At 68.4% G+C, this 19,531-nt stretch carries 15 protein-coding genes and 2 pseudogenes; 8 read left to right on the forward strand and 9 right to left on the reverse strand.

Annotated elements, in window-relative coordinates:
* Positions 1-398 precede the first annotated feature (398 nt).
* Together BM417_RS50125 and BM417_RS13035 are read right to left on the reverse strand one after the other, a co-directional pair.
* Positions 399-860, reverse strand: a pseudogene (locus BM417_RS50125) (hypothetical protein); the annotation flags it as partial.
* Between the two features lie 49 nt (positions 861-909).
* Positions 910-1,482 (reverse strand): SACE_7040 family transcriptional regulator, encoded by a 573-nt coding sequence (locus BM417_RS13035; protein ID WP_093592235.1) that lies wholly within the window; start codon positions 1,480-1,482, stop codon positions 910-912.
* Between the two features lie 354 nt (positions 1,483-1,836).
* Between BM417_RS13035 and BM417_RS13040 the strand changes: the two genes are divergently transcribed.
* The 4 genes from BM417_RS13040 to BM417_RS13055 all read left to right on the forward strand — a co-directional run bounded on the left by BM417_RS13040 (position 1,837) and on the right by BM417_RS13055 (position 7,423).
* Positions 1,837-2,622, forward strand: coding sequence for an SGNH/GDSL hydrolase family protein (locus BM417_RS13040; RefSeq protein ID WP_093592238.1), 786 nt, complete (start codon positions 1,837-1,839; stop codon positions 2,620-2,622).
* A gap of 138 nt (positions 2,623-2,760) precedes the next feature.
* On the forward strand, positions 2,761-4,350 hold the full coding sequence (locus tag BM417_RS13045; RefSeq protein ID WP_093592241.1) for a carboxyl transferase domain-containing protein: 1,590 nt from the start codon (positions 2,761-2,763) through the stop codon (positions 4,348-4,350).
* Between the two features lie 2 nt (positions 4,351-4,352).
* Positions 4,353-6,266, forward strand: a complete 1,914-nt coding sequence (locus BM417_RS13050) for an acetyl/propionyl/methylcrotonyl-CoA carboxylase subunit alpha (protein WP_093593658.1) — start codon at positions 4,353-4,355, stop codon at positions 6,264-6,266.
* Positions 6,267-6,271: 5 nt separating this feature from the next.
* Complete coding sequence (locus BM417_RS13055) at positions 6,272-7,423, forward strand: acyl-CoA dehydrogenase family protein (RefSeq protein WP_093592243.1); 1,152 nt, start codon at positions 6,272-6,274, stop codon at positions 7,421-7,423.
* 116 nt (positions 7,424-7,539) lie between these two features.
* Here BM417_RS13055 and BM417_RS13060 read toward each other — a convergent pair whose 3' ends face one another.
* Complete coding sequence (locus BM417_RS13060) at positions 7,540-9,075, reverse strand: acyl-CoA dehydrogenase family protein (protein WP_093592246.1); 1,536 nt, start codon at positions 9,073-9,075, stop codon at positions 7,540-7,542.
* Between the two features lie 170 nt (positions 9,076-9,245).
* Between BM417_RS13060 and BM417_RS13065 the strand changes: the two genes are divergently transcribed.
* The 3 genes and pseudogenes from BM417_RS13065 to BM417_RS13075 all read left to right on the forward strand — a co-directional run.
* On the forward strand, positions 9,246-10,496 hold the full coding sequence (locus tag BM417_RS13065; protein WP_245821935.1) for an FAD-binding oxidoreductase: 1,251 nt from the start codon (positions 9,246-9,248) through the stop codon (positions 10,494-10,496).
* Positions 10,497-11,729: an SAM-dependent methyltransferase gene (locus BM417_RS13070; RefSeq protein ID WP_093592252.1), complete on the forward strand. Its 1,233-nt coding sequence runs from the start codon at positions 10,497-10,499 to the stop codon at positions 11,727-11,729.
* Positions 11,730-11,771: 42 nt separating this feature from the next.
* A pseudogene (locus BM417_RS13075) lies at positions 11,772-12,008 on the forward strand (ATP-binding protein); the annotation flags it as partial.
* On the opposite strand, the gene BM417_RS13080 reads toward BM417_RS13075, so the two are convergent.
* From BM417_RS13080 to BM417_RS13095, 4 genes are all read right to left on the reverse strand, one after another.
* Complete coding sequence (locus BM417_RS13080) at positions 12,005-12,835, reverse strand: S1C family serine protease (protein WP_093592258.1); 831 nt, start codon at positions 12,833-12,835, stop codon at positions 12,005-12,007. The pseudogene BM417_RS13075 and the gene BM417_RS13080 overlap by 4 nt on opposite strands.
* A gap of 80 nt (positions 12,836-12,915) precedes the next feature.
* Positions 12,916-14,949: an EAL domain-containing protein gene (locus BM417_RS13085; RefSeq protein WP_177320407.1), complete on the reverse strand. Its 2,034-nt coding sequence runs from the start codon at positions 14,947-14,949 to the stop codon at positions 12,916-12,918.
* Positions 14,950-15,124: 175 nt separating this feature from the next.
* Positions 15,125-15,592, reverse strand: a complete 468-nt coding sequence (locus tag BM417_RS13090) for a GNAT family N-acetyltransferase (protein ID WP_093592264.1) — start codon at positions 15,590-15,592, stop codon at positions 15,125-15,127.
* Complete coding sequence (locus tag BM417_RS13095) at positions 15,589-16,689, reverse strand: LLM class flavin-dependent oxidoreductase (RefSeq protein WP_093592267.1); 1,101 nt, start codon at positions 16,687-16,689, stop codon at positions 15,589-15,591. Before BM417_RS13095 ends, BM417_RS13090 begins: the two co-directional genes overlap by 4 nt.
* Positions 16,690-16,880: 191 nt before the next feature.
* Between BM417_RS13095 and BM417_RS13100 the strand changes: the two genes are divergently transcribed.
* Positions 16,881-18,575 (forward strand): FAD/NAD(P)-binding protein, encoded by a 1,695-nt coding sequence (locus BM417_RS13100; RefSeq protein ID WP_093592270.1) that lies wholly within the window; start codon positions 16,881-16,883, stop codon positions 18,573-18,575.
* On the opposite strand, the gene BM417_RS13105 is transcribed toward BM417_RS13100, so the two are convergent.
* The gene (locus BM417_RS13105; RefSeq protein WP_093592273.1) at positions 18,564-19,031 is read right to left on the reverse strand and encodes a flavin reductase family protein; all 468 of its coding nucleotides are present in this window, start codon (positions 19,029-19,031) and stop codon (positions 18,564-18,566) included. The genes BM417_RS13100 and BM417_RS13105 overlap by 12 nt on opposite strands.
* Entirely contained in the window at positions 19,028-19,507 is a 480-nt protein-coding gene (locus BM417_RS13110) for an NADPH-dependent FMN reductase (protein ID WP_093592276.1), read from the reverse strand. Before BM417_RS13110 ends, BM417_RS13105 begins: the two co-directional genes overlap by 4 nt.
* Between the last annotated feature and the right edge of the window lie 24 nt (positions 19,508-19,531).

A 19,531-nucleotide genomic window follows, 5' to 3' on the forward strand; every position in this document is an offset into this window, starting at 1 on the left:
TTCGCGTGCCCGCCCGCGAAGAAGAACAACGGCACCGCCTGCAACGCCCACAGCCACGGCGTGCCGGAGCCGCGGAGGTGCGCGAGCGTCGCCACGGTCTCGCCGAGCACGAGCAACGCCAGGCTGAAGAGCCGCAGGAAGGTCGCGTACCGGTCCTGCTCGGCGTGCTTCAGCACCAGCGGCAACGAGTTCGCAGCGCCCGTGTCGTCACGACGGCGCCCGTGCAGCCGGGCCAGCAGGAGGAACACCACGACCGCACTGCCGAACGCCCACGCCACCACGGGTTCGTGGCCCGGCGGCCCCCACCGCTGCCGCCACGAGTTGAACTTCAGCCCCAGCGCGTAGGTCTCGGCCACCGCGTGGCAACTCTGCTCGGCACCGCGCGGGTTCAGCCGGCACTGCGCGTGCAGGTCGATCGTGAGCCTGTCGTCCAACGCCTTGCGCGCGCCCTGCCCGAGCGGATCACCCTTGTGCTCGGCATAACGCAACAGGTCGTAGCCCAGGTCGTGCGCCCGGCACGCGGCGCTGAAGTCCCACTCCGTGTCACCGGCAGGCCCGGAACACCCGCCACCCGCGTCAACGACCCTGAGCGTCCCGTCCGGCGCTGTCACGGTCTTGGGGTCTCTGCCCATCTCGCGCGCGAAGTCGCTCGGCAGGTTGACGTACGGATCGTGCGTCGCGGACGGAGCCACGAACGCATCGACGGCGTTGGCCGCGGCGATCACGTCGGCGCTCGGTGGAACCCCGTTGTCGCCGGTCGCCGGACGTGAGGCGATCACCCCGCAGACGAACACCGCGAGCGTGATCACCGTGAACCGGAACCAGGCCGGAAGCCGGAGGAGGAGTTTGCGCGCGCCCATTGTCGGGCAAGGTTACGGATAGGTCTCGGCTGATCGCCAGTCCGCCAGGTCAGGACCGTACGACGGCGGGCGTGAGCGAGGCGAGCGCCATCCGCGACAGCAGTGAGGCCATCTGGTCGCGGTCCAGGTGAGCGCTGTGCGGCGTCGAGTTGATGAGCCCGAACACGGCGTGCGCGGCGGCACGGGCGGTCGGTTCGTCGAAATCGGGAACGGTGCGCCGGATCGTCTCGACCCACACCTCGACGTAGCGGCGTTGTAAGGCACGCACGCGACGGCGGTCCGGGTCGGTGAGGTTCGCCAGGTTGCGCATCTGCACGGTGATGAGCGCGGGGTCGTCCAGCGCGAAGTCGACGTGCCAGCCGATCAGCTCCCGCAACGCCTCGTCGGCGTTCGACGCGGCGTCCACCCGAGCCTGGCCGCCGTCCAGCAGCCGTTCGGAGATCGACGTCAGCATCTCGCCGAGCATCGCGTCCTTGCTGCGGAAGTGCCGGTAGAGCGCCGGGCCGGAGATGCCCACGGCTGCACCGATGTCGTCGATGCCCACGCCGTGGAAGCCGTGGCGCGCGAAGAGTTCGGCCGCGGCGTTGAGGATCTGGTCCCGACGTGAGGGTTTCTCGACCACGAAGGGAGGTTAGCAGGCGTTTACCTGACGTCGTGTCCCACAATTCGGGTCCGCGCAACCCAGGTGAAGCCTGTACTTCCGGGCGCGGCCGTCCGGGCACATCTTCGACGCGATCGACGTCTACGCCATCGCGGGCGACTACGAGGCATCGCACGAAGGCGTGTCCTGCTTCAACGCCGGCACCTGATCGGCGAACCGTTCGGCCCGACCCCGCGCCATCCTCCGATGGGTGGAATTTCCGCAGGTACGAGGCCCAAATGTTGACTATTGACCAATACTTCACACAGGCCTTACTCGTGAGTAACCATTGACGTGCAATGCATCACAACCCTGCGGCCCCTTCGGGAGTCTTCGATGCGTCCTGCTCACTTCATCGCCTCGGTGGTCACCGCCGCCGCGGCAGTCATCGCGCTCGCCAACCCCGCCAGCGCGGCCCCCGTCAACTACGTCGCGCTGGGCGACTCCTACGCCTCCGGGCTCGGGACCGGCAGCTATGACGGTGCCAGCGGCAGCTGCAAGCGCGGTCCGCTCGCGTATCCGGCACTCTGGGCGGCTGCGACAGCGCCCGCGACGTTCAAGTCCGTGGCCTGTTCCGGCGCGCGAACAGGTGACGTTCTGACCCAGGCCAACAACCTCACGGCGGCCACGAACCTGGTCACCGTGCAGGTCGGCGGCAACGACGCCGGCTTCACCGACGTCATCACCACCTGCACCTTCGGCTCGGACCAGGACTGCGCCAACCGGGTGAACCAGGCCAAGACCTACGCCGCGAACACGCTTCCCGGCCTGCTCACCAACGTCTACAACACGATCAAGTCGAAGTCCCCGTCGGCACGCGTGGTCGTGCTCGGCTACCCGCGCATCTACAAGGTGCCGGGCTCCTGCAACGTCGGCCTGAGCGACACCAAGCGGGCCGCGATCAACTCCGGTTCCGACGCGCTGCACGCCACCATCGGCGCGCGGGCGGCAGCGGCCGGGTTCAGCTACGTCGACGTGCGCGGGGCGTTCACCGGGCACGAGATCTGCTCGTCGAGCTGGTGGCTCAACAGCCTGAGCTGGCCGGTCGAGGAGTCGTACCACCCGAACAGGGCCGGGCATCAGAGCGGCTACCTGCCCGCTCTGCGGTCGGTCATCGGCTAGCTCATTCCGGAACGTGAGAGTGCCTGAAAGGCTGCTTGACCTGCGTTCGGGTCACTCTCGAGGCGTTCCTGTGGACCGCTAGGTGAGCGGGCGTTAACATGGCCTTGTTAACGCCCGCTAACCTGAGGTCTGGGGAGCATGGACGCACCTGTCCTGCGCAGCGCAGCCGAGCCGTCGGACCGCTACGCCAAGGAGCACACCGCGCTCGTCGACGAGCTGCGCGGCAAGCTCGCCACCGCCGCGCTCGGCGGTCCGGAGAAGGCACGCCGGCGGCACGTCGACCGCGGCAAGCTGCTGCCGCGCGAGCGCGTGGACACGCTGGTCGACTCCGGTTCGCCGTTCCTGGAGCTGTCGCCGCTCGCCGCCAACGGCATGTACGGCGACGAGGCACCGGCCGCGGGCATCATCACCGGCGTCGGGCGGGTCTCCGGCCGTGAGTGCGTGATCGTCGCGAACGACGCCACGGTCAAGGGCGGCACCTACTACCCGATCACCGTCAAGAAGCACCTGCGCGCGCAGGAAGTGGCGCTGCAGAACAACCTTCCGTGCGTCTACCTCGTCGACTCCGGCGGCGCGTTCCTGCCCAAGCAGGACGACGTGTTCCCCGATCGCGAGCACTTCGGCCGGATCTTCTACAACCAGGCCACGATGTCGGCGCGCGGGATTCCGCAGATCGCCGCCGTGCTGGGGTCGTGCACCGCCGGTGGCGCGTACGTGCCGGCGATGAGCGACGAGGCGATCATCGTTCGCAACCAGGGCACGATCTTCCTCGGCGGCCCGCCGCTGGTGAAGGCCGCGACCGGTGAAGTCGTCTCAGCTGAGGACCTCGGCGGCGGCGACCTGCACTCGCGGACGTCCGGCGTCACCGACCACCTGGCGGAGAACGACGCGCACGCGCTGCGGATGGTCCGTTCGATCATCTCGACGCTCGGCCCGCGCGTGCAACGGCCGTGGGACGTCGCTCCGGTGGAGGCTCCGGTCGTCACCGACGATCTTTACGGTGTAGTGCCAACGGATTCCCGGACGCCCTACGACGTGCGCGAGGTGATCGCGCGGATCGTCGACGGCTCGAAGTTCCAGGAGTTCAAGAAGGAGTACGGGCAGACGCTCGTCACCGGCTTCGCGCGCATCCACGGCCACCCCGTCGGGATCGTCGCCAACAACGGCATCCTGTTCGGCGAGTCGGCCGTGAAGGGCGCGCACTTCATCCAGTTGTGCGACAAGCGATCCATTCCGCTGGTCTTCCTGCAGAACATCACCGGCTTCATGGTCGGCCGCGAGTACGAGGCGGGTGGCATCGCCAAGCACGGCGCCAAGATGGTGACGGCGGTGGCGTGCGCGCGCGTCCCGAAGTTCACCGTGATCATCGGTGGCAGCTTCGGCGCCGGAAACTACTCGATGTGCGGCCGGGCGTACTCGCCGCGCTTCCTGTGGATGTGGCCCAACGCCCGAATCTCCGTGATGGGTGGCGAGCAGGCGGCCTCCGTGCTGGCGACGGTCCGCCGCGACCAGCTCGGTGACGAGTGGTCCGCGGAGGACGAGGAGGCGTTCAAGGCGCCGATCCGCCAGCAGTACGAGGATCAGGGCAACCCGTACTACTCGACCGCGCGGCTCTGGGACGACGGTGTGATCGACCCGCGTGACACCCGCACGGTGCTGGGACTTGCCTTGTCCAGTGCGGCGAACGCCCCCATCGACGATGTTTCCTACGGCGTCTTCCGGATGTGATCATGTTCGACAGCGTTCTGGTGGCGAACCGCGGGGAGATCGCGGTCAGGGTGATCCGCGCGTTGCGGTCGCTCGGGATTCGTTCCGTCGCCGTGTACTCCGACGCGGACGCCGAGGCGTTGCACGTCAGGCTGGCCGACGAGGCCGTGCGGATCGGGCCTGCCGCGGCCAGGGAGAGCTACCTGTCCATCGAGAAGATCGTTCAGGCCGCCGTTTCCACTGGCGCGCAGGCGATCCACCCCGGTTACGGGTTCCTCGCCGAGAACACGGCGTTCGCGGCGGCCTGTGACGCCGCCGGGATCGTGTTCGTCGGGCCGCCCGCGTCGGCGATCGACGCGATGGGCGACAAGATCCGCGCGAAGCTGACGGTGTCGGCGGCGGGCGTTCCCGTCGTGCCGGGCCGCACTCGCGCGGGCATGTCCGACGACGAGATCGTCGAAGCGGCCCTGGAGATCGGCTTTCCGGTGCTGCTCAAGCCCTCTGCCGGCGGTGGCGGCAAGGGCATGCGGCTGGTGCACGAGGAATCGGCGCTGCGCGAGGCGATCGAGTCGGCCCGGCGGGAGGCGCGCGGGTCGTTCGGCGACGACACGCTGCTGATCGAACGGTTCATCACGAACCCGCGCCACATCGAGATCCAGGTCCTCGGCGACGCGCACGGCAACGTGATCCACCTCGGTGAGCGCGAGTGCAGCCTCCAGCGGCGGCACCAGAAGATCATCGAGGAGGCGCCGTCGCCGTTCCTCACGTCCGAGATGCGCGAGGCCATGGGCTCCGCGGCGGTCGACGCGGCGAAGTCCGTCGGGTACGTCGGCGCGGGCACCGTCGAGTTCATCGTGGACGGTGCGTCCGGCGACTACTTCTTCATGGAGATGAACACCCGGCTTCAGGTCGAGCACCCGGTGACCGAGATGGTCACGGGCGTCGACCTCGTCGAGTGGCAGCTCCGCGTCGCGTCCGGCGAGGTGCTGGACGTCTCCGTCGAACTGAACGGCCACTCGGTCGAGGCCCGCGTCTACGCCGAGGACCCGTCGCGCGGCTTCCTGCCGACCGGCGGCCGTGTGCTCGCGCTGAGCGAGCCGGCCGACGTCCGGGTGGATTCCGGGCTGTACGAGGGACTTGTCGTCGGCTCGGACTACGACCCGATGCTCGCCAAGGTCATCGCGCACGGCCGTACCCGCGAGGAAGCGTTGCGGCGCTTGGATCACGCGCTCGGCCGGATGGTGCTGCTGGGCGTCACGACGAACATCCCGTTCCTGCGCGCGCTTCTGCGTGACGAGGACGTGCGGTCGGGCGCGCTGGACACCGGTCTGGTCGAACGCAAGCTGGACGCGCTGACCTCCGCCGAGATCCCGGACGAGGTGTACGTCGCGGCTGGCCTGGAGCGTTCGCTGGAGCCGCACGGTGAAGACCCGTGGGACCAGCTGGGCGGCTGGCGCGTAGGTGAGCACGCCTGGACGACCTGGCGGATCAACGACGTCGACGTGCGCGTGCGCGGCGACGAGGTCGTTGTGGGCGCGGGAGAACCGGTCCGTGCTCGTGCCCGCCGCGAAGGCGCCGACCTGCTCGTCGGCTCGCGCCGCTACTCGATGGCCCGCGACGGCGACGTCCTGTGGCTGGGCCACGACGGCGCCTCCTGGGCGTTGGTCGAGGCCGAGTTCCTGGTCGGAGCCGCCGACGGCGCCGCAGCGTCCGGCGGTCCGGTGAAGTCGCCGATGCCAGGGACCGTTCTGGTGGTTCGAGCCCGGCAGGGCGAGGAAGTGACCGCCGGTCAAGCGTTGTTCGTGGTCGAGGCCATGAAGATGGAGCACACCGTGACCGCACCGGTCGACGGCGTGCTCGCCGAAGTGAACGTGCAAGCAGGCCAGCAGGTCGCACTCGACCAGGTACTGGCCCTCGTCGTCTCTCACGAGGAGTGACAGCAATGTTGGACTTCAGGCTCCCGAGCGAGTACGAGGACCTGCGCAAGACCGTCGAGGAGTTCGCTCGCGACGAGGTGGCCCCGGTCATCGGCGACTACTACGAGCGCTGCGAGTTCCCGTACCCGATCGTCGCGAAGATGGGGCAGATGGGCCTGCTGGGCCTGCCGTTCCCCGAAGAGCACGGCGGCATGGGCGGTGACTACTTCGCCCTGTGCATCACGCTGGAGGAGCTCGCGCGCGTCGACTCGTCCGTCGCGATCACGGTGGAGGCGGCGACCTCGCTGGGCGCCATGCCCATCTACCGCTTCGGCACCGAGGAGCAGAAGGCCGAGTGGCTGCCTTCGCTGACGTCCGGGCAGAAGCTCGGCGCGTTCGGCCTCACCGAGCCCGGCTCCGGCACCGACGCGGGTGCGCTCGCGACCACCGCACGCCTTGACGGCGACGAGTGGGTCATCAACGGCACCAAGGCGTTCATCACGAACTCCGGCACGGACATCACTGGCCTGGTGACGGTCGCGGCGGTCACGGGCACGCAATCCGACGGCCGCAAGGAGATCTCCTCGATCATCGTCCCGTCCGGTACCCCGGGCTTCACGGTGTCGAAGAAGTACTCGAAGGTCGGCTGGAGCGCCTCGGACACACGCGAACTGTCCTTCCAGGACTGTCGAGTGCCCGCCGCCAACCTGCTCGGCACGCGCGGCCGCGGCTTCGCCCAGTTCCTGCGCACACTGGACGAGGGTCGCGTCGCCATCGCCGCGCTGTCGGTCGGCCTCGCCCAGGGCTGCGTGGACGAGTCGGTCCGCTACGCCCACGAGCGCGAGACGTTCGGCGCGAAGATCGGTACGTACCAGGCGATCCAGTTCAAGATCGCCGAGATGGAGGCCCGCGTGCACACCGCGCGCCTGGCCTACTACGAGGCCGCCTCCCGGATGCTGCGCGGCGAGCCGTTCAAGAAGCAGGCGGCCATCGCGAAGCTGGTCTCGTCGGAGGCGGCGATGGACAACGCCCGCGACGCCACGCAGATCTTCGGCGGCTACGGCTTCATGAACGAGTACCCGGTCGGCCGCTTCTACCGCGACGCCAAGATCCTGGAGATCGGCGAGGGCACCTCCGAGGTGCAGAAGATGCTGATCGCCCGCGAGCTGGGCCTTTAGTCCGTTCGACCCGAACGGTGTCACACCGCGGGTTCGAATCGGTCTGTCCGGCCACGGTCGTCTGCCTTCCGCACGGGTGTGAGGGTGCAGATGAAACAGGCGAACGGTCGTCGTGCCTAGATCTTGGGTACAGCGCGGTCGATGATCGAGGCGAAGTCGGTGGACTTGGGGAGCGTGCCGAACGCGACTCCCCAGTCCCCGCCCAGCCGTGAGCCGAGGAACGCGTCCGCGACGGCGGGGTGCCCGTGCTTGACCAGCAGGGCACCCTGCAGGATCAGTGCCATCTTCTCCACGACCCGGCGCGCCTGCGACTCGTCCACATCGGACAGCGCGGCGCCGAGCTCGTTCAGCGCCTTGTCGACGCGCTGGTCGACGCCGGTGACGGCGGAGAGGAACTCCTGCACCGACTCGGGTTCCTTCTTCATCGCACGCAGGACGTCCAACGCGGCGACGTTGCCGGAACCCTCCCAGATCGACATCAGCGGCGACTCGCGGAACAGCCGCGGCATGCCGCTGTCCTCGATGTACCCGTTGCCGCCCAGGCACTCCAACGCCTCGGCGGCGTGCACCGGGCCGCGCTTGCACACCCAGTACTTGGTGACCGCGAGCGCGAGCCGCGGCCGGTGCTGGGCCAGCCACATCGCGGTCGTGGTCGCCGCCTCGGACTCGATCGCGAGGTCCGCCAGCACGTTGCGCATGGCGGGCTGGTCGATCAGGTAGTTCCCGAACGCCTTGCGGTGGGCGGCGTGGTGCGTGGCCTGCCGGACTCCGAGCCGCATGCCCGCCGCGGTGCCGAGAACGCAGTCGAGCCGGGTCGTGTTGACCATCTCGATGATCGTCCGCACGCCGCGGCCCTCGTCGCCGACGCGCCAGGCGAACGCCTCGTCGTACTCGATCTCGGCGGACGCGTTGGACTTGTTGCCGAGCTTGTCCTTCAGGCGCTGTAGGAAGAACCGGTTGCGCGTGCCGTCCGGCAGCACCCGCGGGACCAGGAAGCACGTCAGTCCGCCGGGTGCCTGGGCGAGCGTCAGGAACATGTCCGACATGGGCGCCGACGTGAACCACTTGTGCCCGGTCAGCACGTAGCCGTCGGTCACCGGCTTCGCGACGGTGGTGTTCGCGCGGACGTCCGATCCGCCCTGCTTCTCGGTCATGGACATGCCGGCGATCAGGCCCTGCTTGCCCAGCGGTGCCCTGAGCCCGAAGTCGTAGTTCCGGGCGGTGAGAAGGGGTTCGTAGATCTCGGCCAGTTCCGGCGCGACGCGCAAAGCGGGCACCGCCGCGTAAGTCATCGAAATCGGGCATCCGTGGCCGGCCTCGACCTGGGACCACGCGTAGAACTTGGCTGCCCTGTTGAGGTGCTCACCGTCGACATAGGCGTGCAATCCGTGCGAAACGGCCACGTTCATCAGTTCGTGCCATGCCGGGTGGAACTCGACCTCGTCGATCCGGTTCCCGTACCGGTCGTGGGTGTGCAGGACCGGGGGATGGGCGTTCGCCAGCCTGCCGTGCTCCTGCCACTCGTGGCTGCCCGCGAGCTTGCCCAGAGCGTGCAGGTCAGGGCTGTCGACCCAGCTCAGCAGGGCCGGGTCGGCCGCGACGTCGTGACCGCTCAGCGGCGGCACCTGGTTGGTCACCTCGTGCGTAGCCATGCCTCGCACGCTACTACTCGGTAGTAACTTTAGGCAGGGTGTGCCGAAAGATCGCTGGCCCATTCGGGCTTTTGGGCGTGCCAACGGCGCTGACGAGGAATAACGTCGTTCTGGTGAGGGACCATGGGCACAGCTCGGCCGTGGCTGCGCTGAGTGCGCAGTACGCCGCGATGCGCGAAGGTGCGCCAGTGCGGCTCGCGAAGAAGACGTCGAACCTCTTCCGGTTCCGGGCCGACCAGGCCGGCGGGCTCGACGTCGGCAGGTTCGACCAGGTCCTGTCAGTGGACCCGGTCGGACGCACCGCACAGGTGCAGGGCATGACCACCTACGAGAATCTCGTCGCCGCGACACTTCCCCACGGCCTGATGCCGTTAGTGGTGCCGCAGCTCAAAACCATCACCATCGGCGGTGCCGTGGCGGGTCTCGGCATCGAGTCCACGTCCTTCCGCAACGGGCTGCCGCACGAGTCCGTGCGGGAGCTGGAGATCCTCACCGGCGACGGCGAGGTGGTCGTCGCCAAACCGGACGACGACCTGTTCCGCGCGTTCCCCAACTCCTACGGGACGCTGGGCTACGCGTTGCGGCTCGAGATCGAACTGGAGCCGGTGCGGCAGTACGTGCGGTTGCGGCACGTGCCGTTCGGGTCGTTCGAGGAGTGCGCCGCCGTCATCGAGGAGGTCTGCGAGGACGGCTCGGCGGACTTCGTCGACGGCACGGTCTTCTCACGGGGTGAGATGTACCTGACGTTGGGCCACTACGCCGACATCGCGCCGTACACGTCCGACTACACCGGCAACCAGATCTACTACCGGTCCATCCAGAAACGCCGCACGGACCACCTCACGATCCACGACTACCTGTGGCGCTGGGACACCGACTGGTTCTGGTGCTCGCGGGCGTTCGGCGCGCAGAACCCGGTCGTCCGTCGCATGTGGCCGAAGCGCTACCTGCGTTCGGACGTGTACCGGAGTCTGGTCGCCAAGCACCGGCGGTTGCGGCCTCGGGTGGACGTCGAGCCGGTGATCCAGGACGTGGAGATCCCCGTCGCGGGGCTCGCCGCGTTCCTCGACTTCTTCGACCGCGAGATCGGCATCTCGCCGGTGTGGCTGTGCCCGGTTCGCCTGCGCGACACCACGGCCTGGCCGCTCTACCCGATGGACAAGGACACGCTGTACGTCAACGTCGGGTTCTGGTCGGAGGTCCCGGTCCGTCCGGGAGAGAAGATGGGTGACCGCAACCGGCTGATCGAGCGCGAGGTGGCTCGGCTGGGCGGCCACAAGTCGCTGTACTCGGACTCCTACTACACCGAGGACGAGTTCTGGCGGCACTACAACGGTTCGCACTACCGGTCCGTGAAGAGCCGGTACGACCAGACGAACCGCTTGCCTGATCTGTACGCCAAGTGTGTCAGGGGACGATGAATGCGGTTGGCCTCCATTTTCCAGCGCATCACAGGTGGCAGCGACGTTCGCTTCCAGGCCTACGACGGCAGTACCGCCGGGCCTACCGCGGCCTCGGTGTCCATCGACATCAAAACACCGGAAGCCCTGTCCTACCTGGCTTCCGCGCCGGGTGAACTGGGCCTGGCCCGCGCCTACGTGACGGGCCACCTGGAGATCCTCGGCGACGTGCACGCCGGTCTCGCGCAGCTCTCCGAGTTCTCCCTGCGAGAGCTCCCCGTGCTGCAACGGCTGGAACTGCTGCGGTTCCTGGGCCGGATCCGGTTCTCGCACAAGGTCTCGCCGCCGCCACAGGAGACCCGTCTGCACGGCCTGCGTCACTCGAAGGCCCGCGACTCGCAGGCCATCGCGCACCACTACGACGTCTCGAACCAGTTCTACGCGTGGATCCTGGGTCCGTCGATGGCCTACACCTGCGCGGTGTACCCGTCGCTGGAGTCCACTTTGGAGGAGGCGCAGTTCGCCAAGCACGACCTGGTGGCGCGCAAGCTGGGGCTGAAGCCCGGTATGAAACTGCTCGACGTCGGCTGCGGCTGGGGCGGCATGGTCATGCACGCGGCGCGCGAGTACGGGGTGCGGGCGATCGGCGTGACGCTCTCCCGCAACCAGGCGGAGTGGGCGCAGAAGGCGATCGTCGAGGCCGGGCTGTCGGACCTGGCCGAGGTGCGGCATCTCGACTACCGGGACGTTCGCGAGACCGGGTTCGACGCGGTGTCGTCGATCGGCCTGACCGAGCACATCGGCAAGGCCAAGCTCCCGGCGTACTTCTCGTCGCTGTACCGGAAGCTGAAGCCGGGCGGCCGCCTGCTCAACCACTGCATCACCAGGCCGAACAACAAGGAGCGGGCGTTGTCCGGTCCGTTCATCGACCGATACGTGTTCCCGGACGGCGAGCTCGTCGGTCCCGGACACCTCGTGTCGCTGATGCACGACACCGGGTTCGAGGTGCGGCACGAGGAGAACATCCGCGAGCACTACGCGCTGACGCTGGCCGCGTGGAGCCGCAACCTCGACGAGCACTGGGACGAGGCCGTCGAGGACGTCGGCGAGGCCCGGGCTCGCGTGTGGCGGCTGTACCTGGCGGCGTCGCGGCTCGGGTTCGAACGCAACAACATCCAGCTGCACCAGGTGCTCGGGGTGAAGCTGGACGGGACGACGTCGCACATGCCGTTGCGCCCGGACTGGCTGTCCTGATCTTCGGCAGATGTGCAGTGACAGGTTCGGCACCACTACCGTGACCGCGACCAGTACGAGGTCGACGCAGTCTTGGAGGACCACAGGGGCCGTGTGATCGGCATCGAGGTGAAGGCCGCGGAAACCGTCCGGACTGACGATTTCCGCGGCCTGCGTTTGCTGCAACGGCGCCTCGGTGACAGGTTCCACGCGGGCTTCGTGCTCTGCTCAGGAGAGCAGTCAGGCAGCTTCGGAGACGGCATGACCTGCTTGCCGATCTCGGCGCTCTGGACCTCTTAGCTCAGCTTGTCCACGATCTGCTTGGCCGTGTTGGACGGGATCGCGAACCCGATCCCCACGCTTCCGGCCTCACCGCTGCTCGACGCCGGCGAGTAGATCGCCGAGTTGATGCCGATCAGCTCACCGGCCGCGTTCACCAAAGCCCCGCCGGAGTTGCCGGGGTTGATCGACGCATCGGTCTGGATCGCCTGGTACGACACGGAAGACGCGCGGCGGGTCTCGCCGGGCACGGTCACCTTGCGGTCCAAAGCGGACACGATGCCGGTCGTCACGGTGCCCTGGAGCCCGGACGGCGAACCGATGGCCATCACCGCGTCGCCGACCTTCACCGAACCCGAGTCCGCCCACTTGATCGGCGTCAGGCCGGACGCTCCGGAGACCTGGAGCACGGCCAGGTCCGAGGTGGGGTCCGTGTTGACGACGGTGGCCGGCAGCTCGCGGCCGTCGTTGAACTTCACGGTGATCTGGCCGCCGGCCGATGCCACGACGTGGTTGTTGGTGAGGATCTTGCCGTCCGCCGAGAGGATCACGCCGGAGCCGAGGCCGTTGCCGACGTTGACCTGCACCACGGAGGGCAGCACGTCCGAGGCGACGGCGCTCCAGTCCAGTGTGGACGTGTTGGAGATCGTCTGCGCGGAGACGGAGGTGGAGGTGGGGGTGGAGTCCGGCGAGGCGATCACCGCTCCGGTGACGCCGCCGAACAAGCCGGCGACGAGTGCCGCGGCCGTCAGCATCGGGGCCGTTCGGCGCCAGAACTTCGGGGCGACGACGACGGGCTGCGGTTCCACCAGTGACCCGCTCATCGCGGGGAAGCTCTGCTCGGTCATGACTCCACGATGGACCCCCATCATGTGAGCCAGCTGTGCCGAAACCCTGGAAAACCCTGATAAGAACCAGCTGATAAGAACTAGCTGAGAAGCAGCGCGGAGACCTCTGAGGCCGACAGCGGCGGACCGAAGTGCGCACCCTGCCCGCCCGTCACGCCCAACTCGGCCAGACGCGAAGCTTCGGCGGGAGTGCGGACGTCCTCCGCGTACAGCGGCAGCCGCAGGATCGACGCCCACGTCAGCAACGTCACCGACGCGCTCTCCTCCACGCGGTTCGCGCCCTCGTCCAGGCCGTGCACGACGGAGCCGGTGAACTTCACGCCGGTCAACGGCAGCCGGCGCAGCCGGTCGACACCGACGTTGCCACCGTTCACCTGGTCCAGCACCAGCCCGACGCCGCGTTCGGCGAGGATCGTGAGCTCTTCGAGCTGGTCGTCGTTCAGCAACGCCGGCAGGTGCTCGTGCAGTTCGAAGCGCAGCAACGACGCGGGCAGGCCGGTGCGGGTCAGCACGCGAGCGACCTCGGCGACGAGCTCGGGTTCCTGGCACAGCCGCGGCGGCAGGTCGATCGAGAGGGCGGGCATCCGCGCGCCCAACGCCTGGTGCCAGTCGCTCGCGTGCCGGCACGCGTCGTCCAGCGCCCAGTGCACGAGGCGGACGATCATGCCGTTGTTCGAGGACTGGTCGAGGAACGTGTCCGGGCACAGCACCCCGCGCTCGGGGTGGTCCCAGACGATCTTGGCTTCGAGCGCGAGCACCGAGCCGTCGGCCAGGGAGTGGATCGGCAGGTAGTCGACGCGGAACTGGCCCTCCTCCAGCGCGCCGGGGATGGAGGCCGCGAGCGCGTACCTCTCCTTGTCGTGCACGTCCCGTTCGCGGTCGTACAACGCCCACTGCGCCTTGCCGTCGCGCTTGGCCCAGCCGACCGTGACGTCCGCCGCGCGCAGCAGGTCCGCCGCGTCGCCGCCGCGCGCCGCCCGTGCCACGACGCCGACGCTGGTCGTCACGCCGACGCCGTGCGCGCCGAACCAGATCGGCTCCTCCAGGCGTGCCGTGAAGTCCTCCACCAGGGCGACGACGCTCCGCACGTCCTGCGGGTCCCTGATCAGGACGCCGAACTCGTCCTCGCCGATGCGCGCGATCTTGGCGATCTCCTCGGAGAACACCGCCCGCAGGTGGGTCGCGACGTGCATCAGCACCCGGTTGCCCGCCTCGTGCCCGAACGCGTCGTTCACGCCGCGGAACCCGTCGATGTCGACCTGCACCAGCGCGAGCGTCTCCGGGCCCTTCGACCCGGCGGCGCCTTCGAGCCAGCCGAGGAACTGCGCGCGGTTCGGCAGGCCCGTCTGCATGTCGTTGAGGCTCTGCCGCACGAGCTGCGTCTGCAGCGCGCGCATCTCGTTCATGTTCTCGATCATCGTCACGAGGTACGGCGGCGCGTCGTCCTCCTCGCGCACCAGCGAGATCGCCATGTGCGTCTGGATCGTCTCGCCGTCGCTGCGGACCATTCGCTTCTCGACGCGGATGTTGTCGAAGTCGGACGCGATCAGCTGCTTCGTCATCGCCCGCAGACTGGCCCGGTCGTCCGGGTGCACGAGGTCGCGGCCGCTCATCTTGCGGACCTCGTCGTGCTTGTAGTCGAGCATCGCCAGCAACGCCTCGTTGACGTCGATGATCTGGCCCTTGAGACCGCTCACGACGATGCCGAACGCCGAGCTCTCGAAGATCGCCCGGAACTTGGCCTCGCTCGCCCTGACCGCGCTCTCGGCCCGGCGCATCGTGTTGATCGCGGCCGTGCGGCTGAGCTCCTGCTGGTCGAGCGTGCGGTCGCGCAGGCCCTCCGCGTAGCCGGCGGCGAGCGCGGCCAGCTGGGGTTGCGTGACGGGGATGTGCTCACCGAGGCACGTGAGCGTCTGCTCCAGCGTCGCCGAGGAGATGAAGTCGTGCTCGACCATGGACCGGCCGACCTGCCGTGCCTCGCCCACCCCGCCACTGAGCAACTGCTCGACGTAGCCGCCGAGCAGTTGCTCGAGCTTCCCGCGCGTGAAGTTCGCGACGAGGGTGTTGGAGATCGCCGCCGCCCAGGCAACGGCGGGCTCTCGGCTGTCGACCATGTTCATTCAGCTCAGGTGGCCATTCGGAATCGGTCGAACGGGTGACGACCCCACTCGGTCGCACCACCGGGTGTGGGTCCAACCGACAAGCTTACTGATCACTCAGAACCTGTCCAACGGAACCCTGAATCCCGGTCGAGATACAGCAGTCAGGCCACGAATTCACTCGTTTGAACTAATGAATCACCTTGCTGAAGGCCAGTGGACCAATTGTCAGAGGGTCTGTATCAACGTCGAACAACGGTGTGTAACCGGTCGCCAGGTACAACCCTTTCGCTTCCGGCTGGCGAGGCCCTGTGGTCAGGTAGATCCTGGTGTACCCAAACGTTCGTGCCTCGTTCTCCAGTTCCACGAGCACCCTGCGCGCCAATCCACGCCTGCGGTGCTGTGAATGCGTCCAGATCCGTTTCAGTTCGGCGGTTTCGGCGTCGAACCGCTTGAACGCGCCGCCCGCGACGGCCACTCCGGCTTCCATCAGCAGCAGGAACTGTCCGTTCGGCGGCTCGAACACGTCCGCCGGCCGTTGCATCTCCTCTGCGCCCATCGGTCCGTAGCGAGACGTGTATTCGTACGTAAGTTCCGTCACTAATGGCGCCGCGTCCGGATCCGATTGCCGGACGCGACGGACTTCGAGAGTGGTCATGCGGCGTTGGCCCGGTCCCGCTTCGCGACCTCCTCGCGCACGATCGGAATCACGTACCGGCCGAAGTCGATCGCGTCGTCGAGCAGGTCGTAACCACGTGCGGACAGGATGTCGACGCCGAGGTCGTAGTAGTCCAGCAACGCCTGCGCGACGGTCTCCGGAGTTCCCACCAACGCGTTGGAGTTGCCCGCGCCGCCGGTCGCCTTCGCCGTCGGCGTCCACAAAGCACGATCAAATCGCTCGCCGCGTTCCGCGACGGCCAGAAGTCGTTGTGAGCCGGTGTTCTCCGGGCTGGTGAGCGAATGCCGGCGGCTCAGCGGCCCGTTCGCCTTCCGCGCCTCGATGCGGTCGACCGTCCGGTGCGCCTTCTCCCACGCCAGTTCCTCGGTCGGCGCGATGATCGGCCGGAACGCGACCTGGATCCTCGGCACGTCCGTGCGGCCCGCGTCTTTCGCCGCCTGCTTCACCGACTCGATCTGCTGGGCGGTCTCGGCCAGCGGTTCGCCCCAGAGGCAGAAGATGTCGGCCTCCGCGCCGCCCGCCGCGTACGCCGCGGGGGAGGAACCGCCGAACGACACGTTCGGGCGTGGTTGCTGCACGGGGAACACGTCGCTCACGAAGTCCGCGAAGTGGTAGTGCTCGCCGTCGTGGTCGAACGCGGACCTGCTGGTCCAGGCCTTCTTGACGATCTGGATGTACTCGCGGGTGCGGCTGTAGCGCTGGTCCTTGGTCAGGTAGTCGCCCTCGCGCTGCTGCTCGTGGTCCGTGCCGCCGGTGATGAAGTGCACGGTGAGCCGGCCGTCGCTGATCTGGTCGAGCGTCGCGAACGTCTTGGCGGCGAACGTCGGGTAGGACACGTTCGGCCGGTGGGCCAGCAGGATCTGCAGCTTGTCGAGCTTGCTGGCGAGGTAGGCGGCCGCGGCGGAGGGTTCCGGCGCGCCCGACCCGTACGCGAACAGCACGCGGTCCCACCCGTGTTCCTCGTGCGCGCGAGCGAGCCTGAGCGTGTAGTCCTTGTCGAACGCGCCGCTGGACGACCGCGGCGTCGTCTCCGACCCGTCGTTCGTGGCGGCGATCCCGAGAAACTCAACTGGCATGACCGATTCCCCAGATGTTGTCGGTGGGATTGGGGTGCGTTGAGGGAGGCGCCCTTCGAGTGCACACCCGGATCTCGTTCGCCGCAACGACGTCCACAGAGCGGGATTTGCTTGCACGCGCGGGGTACCGTGGTGGTGTTCGCGTTGAGGGGCGCGGCTCGTTCTCGTTGCCCTCCAACGGAAAGACGCGCATGCGCTCACTCGTCGTCATCGGTGGCGGCCCCCGTGCCGCCGGCCTGCTGGAACGCATCGCCGCCCAGTCGCCCACGCTGCCCCTGGCCGTGCACGTCGTAGACCCGCACCCGCCGGGAGCGGGCCGGGTGTGGCGGCACGCCCAATCCCCGTTGCTGCGCATGAACTCCATGGCCGAGGACGTCACCGTCTTCACCGATGGCTCCTTCGACGGTCTCGGTCCGATTCGTCCCGGTCCGTCGCTGGCGGAGTGGACCGACATCGATCCGACGTCGTTCCCGTCACGTCAGGTGCAGAGCACGTACCTGGCGTGGTTCTTCGACCACGTAACGAAATCTCTGCCTCCGAACATCTCTGTGACCGTGCATCAGGCGACGGCGCTGAAGGTCGTGGGCAACCGGGTGTGGCTCGACAACGGTGAGTCCCTGAACGCCGACGTGCTGGTGCTCGCGCTGGGGCATCTCGACGCCGACCCCGAACCAGAGCACCGCAAGCTCGCCGAGCACGCTTCGGAGCACGGCCTGATCTACGTGCCGCCGCTGTACTCGGCCGACGCGGACCTGTCCGCCGTCACCGGAGACGTGGTGCTGCGGGGCTTCGGGCTCGCGTTCATCGACCTGATGGTGTTGCTGACCGAGGGTCGCGGCGGCCGTTACGTGCGTGGTCAGGAGGGGCTGTCGTACGTGCCTTCCGGCGCCGAACCGACGCTGTACGTGGGCTCGCGGCGGGGCGTGCCGTACCACTCGAAGACCGGCTACCGGTTGCAGGGAACCCGTCCGTCGTTGCCGAACTTCTTCGTCGCGGACGCCTTGCAGGGGAAGGAACTCGACTTCCGGGACGACGTGTGGCCGTTGATGGCCAAGGAGATCGCCTGGGGCTACTACCACGAGCTCTTCACCGGGCATCCCGGCCTGGTGCGGATGCCGTTCGTGGAGTTCGCCGCGTCGTTCACCGATTTGCCCTGGTACAGCGAGGAGATGCGCGAGCTGGAGGTGCTCGCCGTACCCGATCCGGCCGACCGCATCGACTTCGAACGCCTCGACCGTCCGCTGGCCGGTGTCACGTTCGCGTCAGCGGAGGAGTTCCAGAAGCACCTGCGCGCGTACGTCGAGGCGGATGTGGCCCGGCGTTCGGATCCGCGGCACAGCGCCGATCTGGGGGCGTTCCTGGCCCTGCTGTCGGTCTACGGTCAGCTCGCGGGCCTCATGCCGTTCGACGGCTGGTGGCACGGCTACTTCAGCTACCTGGCCTCCGGCCCGCCGCCGGACCGGCTGGAGGAGCTGCTGGCGTTGTCGCGCGCGGGAATCGTGCGGTTCCTCGGCGCCGACATGTGGGTGGACGCGGTGGAGGGCGCGTTCGTGGCCGGCAGCGCGACGACGCCGGACGTGGTGCGCGCCAACGGCCTGATCGAGGCCCGCCTGCCCACGCATTCGTTGTCGCGCACGGCGGATCCGGTGCTGCGGTCGTTGCGCGCGGTCGGCGACGTCTCCGAGGACGCCGCCGGGCTGGTCCGGGTGTCACCGGTGGGGCGCCTGATCAACGAGAACGGCGACGAGGACCCGGCCCGGTTCGCCGTCGGGCCGTACACGACGGGCAAGGCGTTCGCGGCGTTCGCGCGGCCGCACACGAACGCCCCGGCGTTCCGGCAGAACGACGTGCTGGCACAGGAGATCCTGCACCAGCTAGGCGACTGAGGTGTAGCGCCCCTGGTGCCGCACCAGGGGCGCGGCGATGTCGGTGTGCGTGATGTCGAGCGGCTCGCCGACGAGCGCGATGTGATCGCCGACCGCGATCCGCCGCGACGTCCGGCACCGCAGCCGTACGGGGGCGTCCAGCAGCAACGGCACGCCGTCGTCGTCGTGCTGCCAGCGCGTGGCCGGACCGAACCGGTCGACGCCCTTCGTCGCGAACAGGTCCGCCAGCCCGGTCTGCGCGGCGTGCAGCAGGTGCACGGCGAACAGGGGCGCGGTCCGCAGCACCGGCCACACCGAGGCGCCCTCGCCGATCCAGACGACGACCAGGGGCGGTTCGAACGAGACGGAGGTGAACGAGGAGACCGTGGTGCCGACCGGACCTTCCTGGCCGGTGGCCGTGACGATCGTGACGGCCTGGGCGTGGTGCTTCAACGCGTCGCGCAGCTGTTCCTTCATCGCAGCACCTTCAGCGCGTCCAGGTCGAAGTCCGTGGCGTCGGCGGGAAGCGCGGCCTCGTTGAGGAACAAAGCCTGTGGCACCAACGCACCCAGCTCGGCGAGCACCGGTCGCAGGTGCACCTCGACGGCCAGCGCGTGCTTGTCGGACGCGGCGATCTGGAGCGGTACGACGACCTTGCCCTTCAGCCACCCCGGCGGTGCCTGGTCCAGCACGGCCTTCAACAGGCCGGTGTACGCGGCCTTGTACGTCGGCGTCGCGACCACGAGCACGTCGGCCTGCCCGAGCGTGGCCAGCGCGGCCTTGATCGTGTCCGGTTCCGTGAAGACGGCGGGCGCCAGCGTGGCCGCCTCGATGACAGGCCCGTCGACGGGCACGCCCAGCGTCGAGGCGAGCGCCTCGCGCAGGGCCAGGGCCGCCTGCAGCGTGCGCGAGGCGGGCCGCGGGTTGCCGACCAGAACACCGATCTGCGTCATGCCTTCAGCACAGCCGCAAGCCGG

It is taken from the genome of Lentzea waywayandensis (assembly GCF_900115955.1).
Taxonomy (GTDB): Bacteria; Actinomycetota; Actinomycetes; order Mycobacteriales; family Pseudonocardiaceae; genus Lentzea; species Lentzea waywayandensis.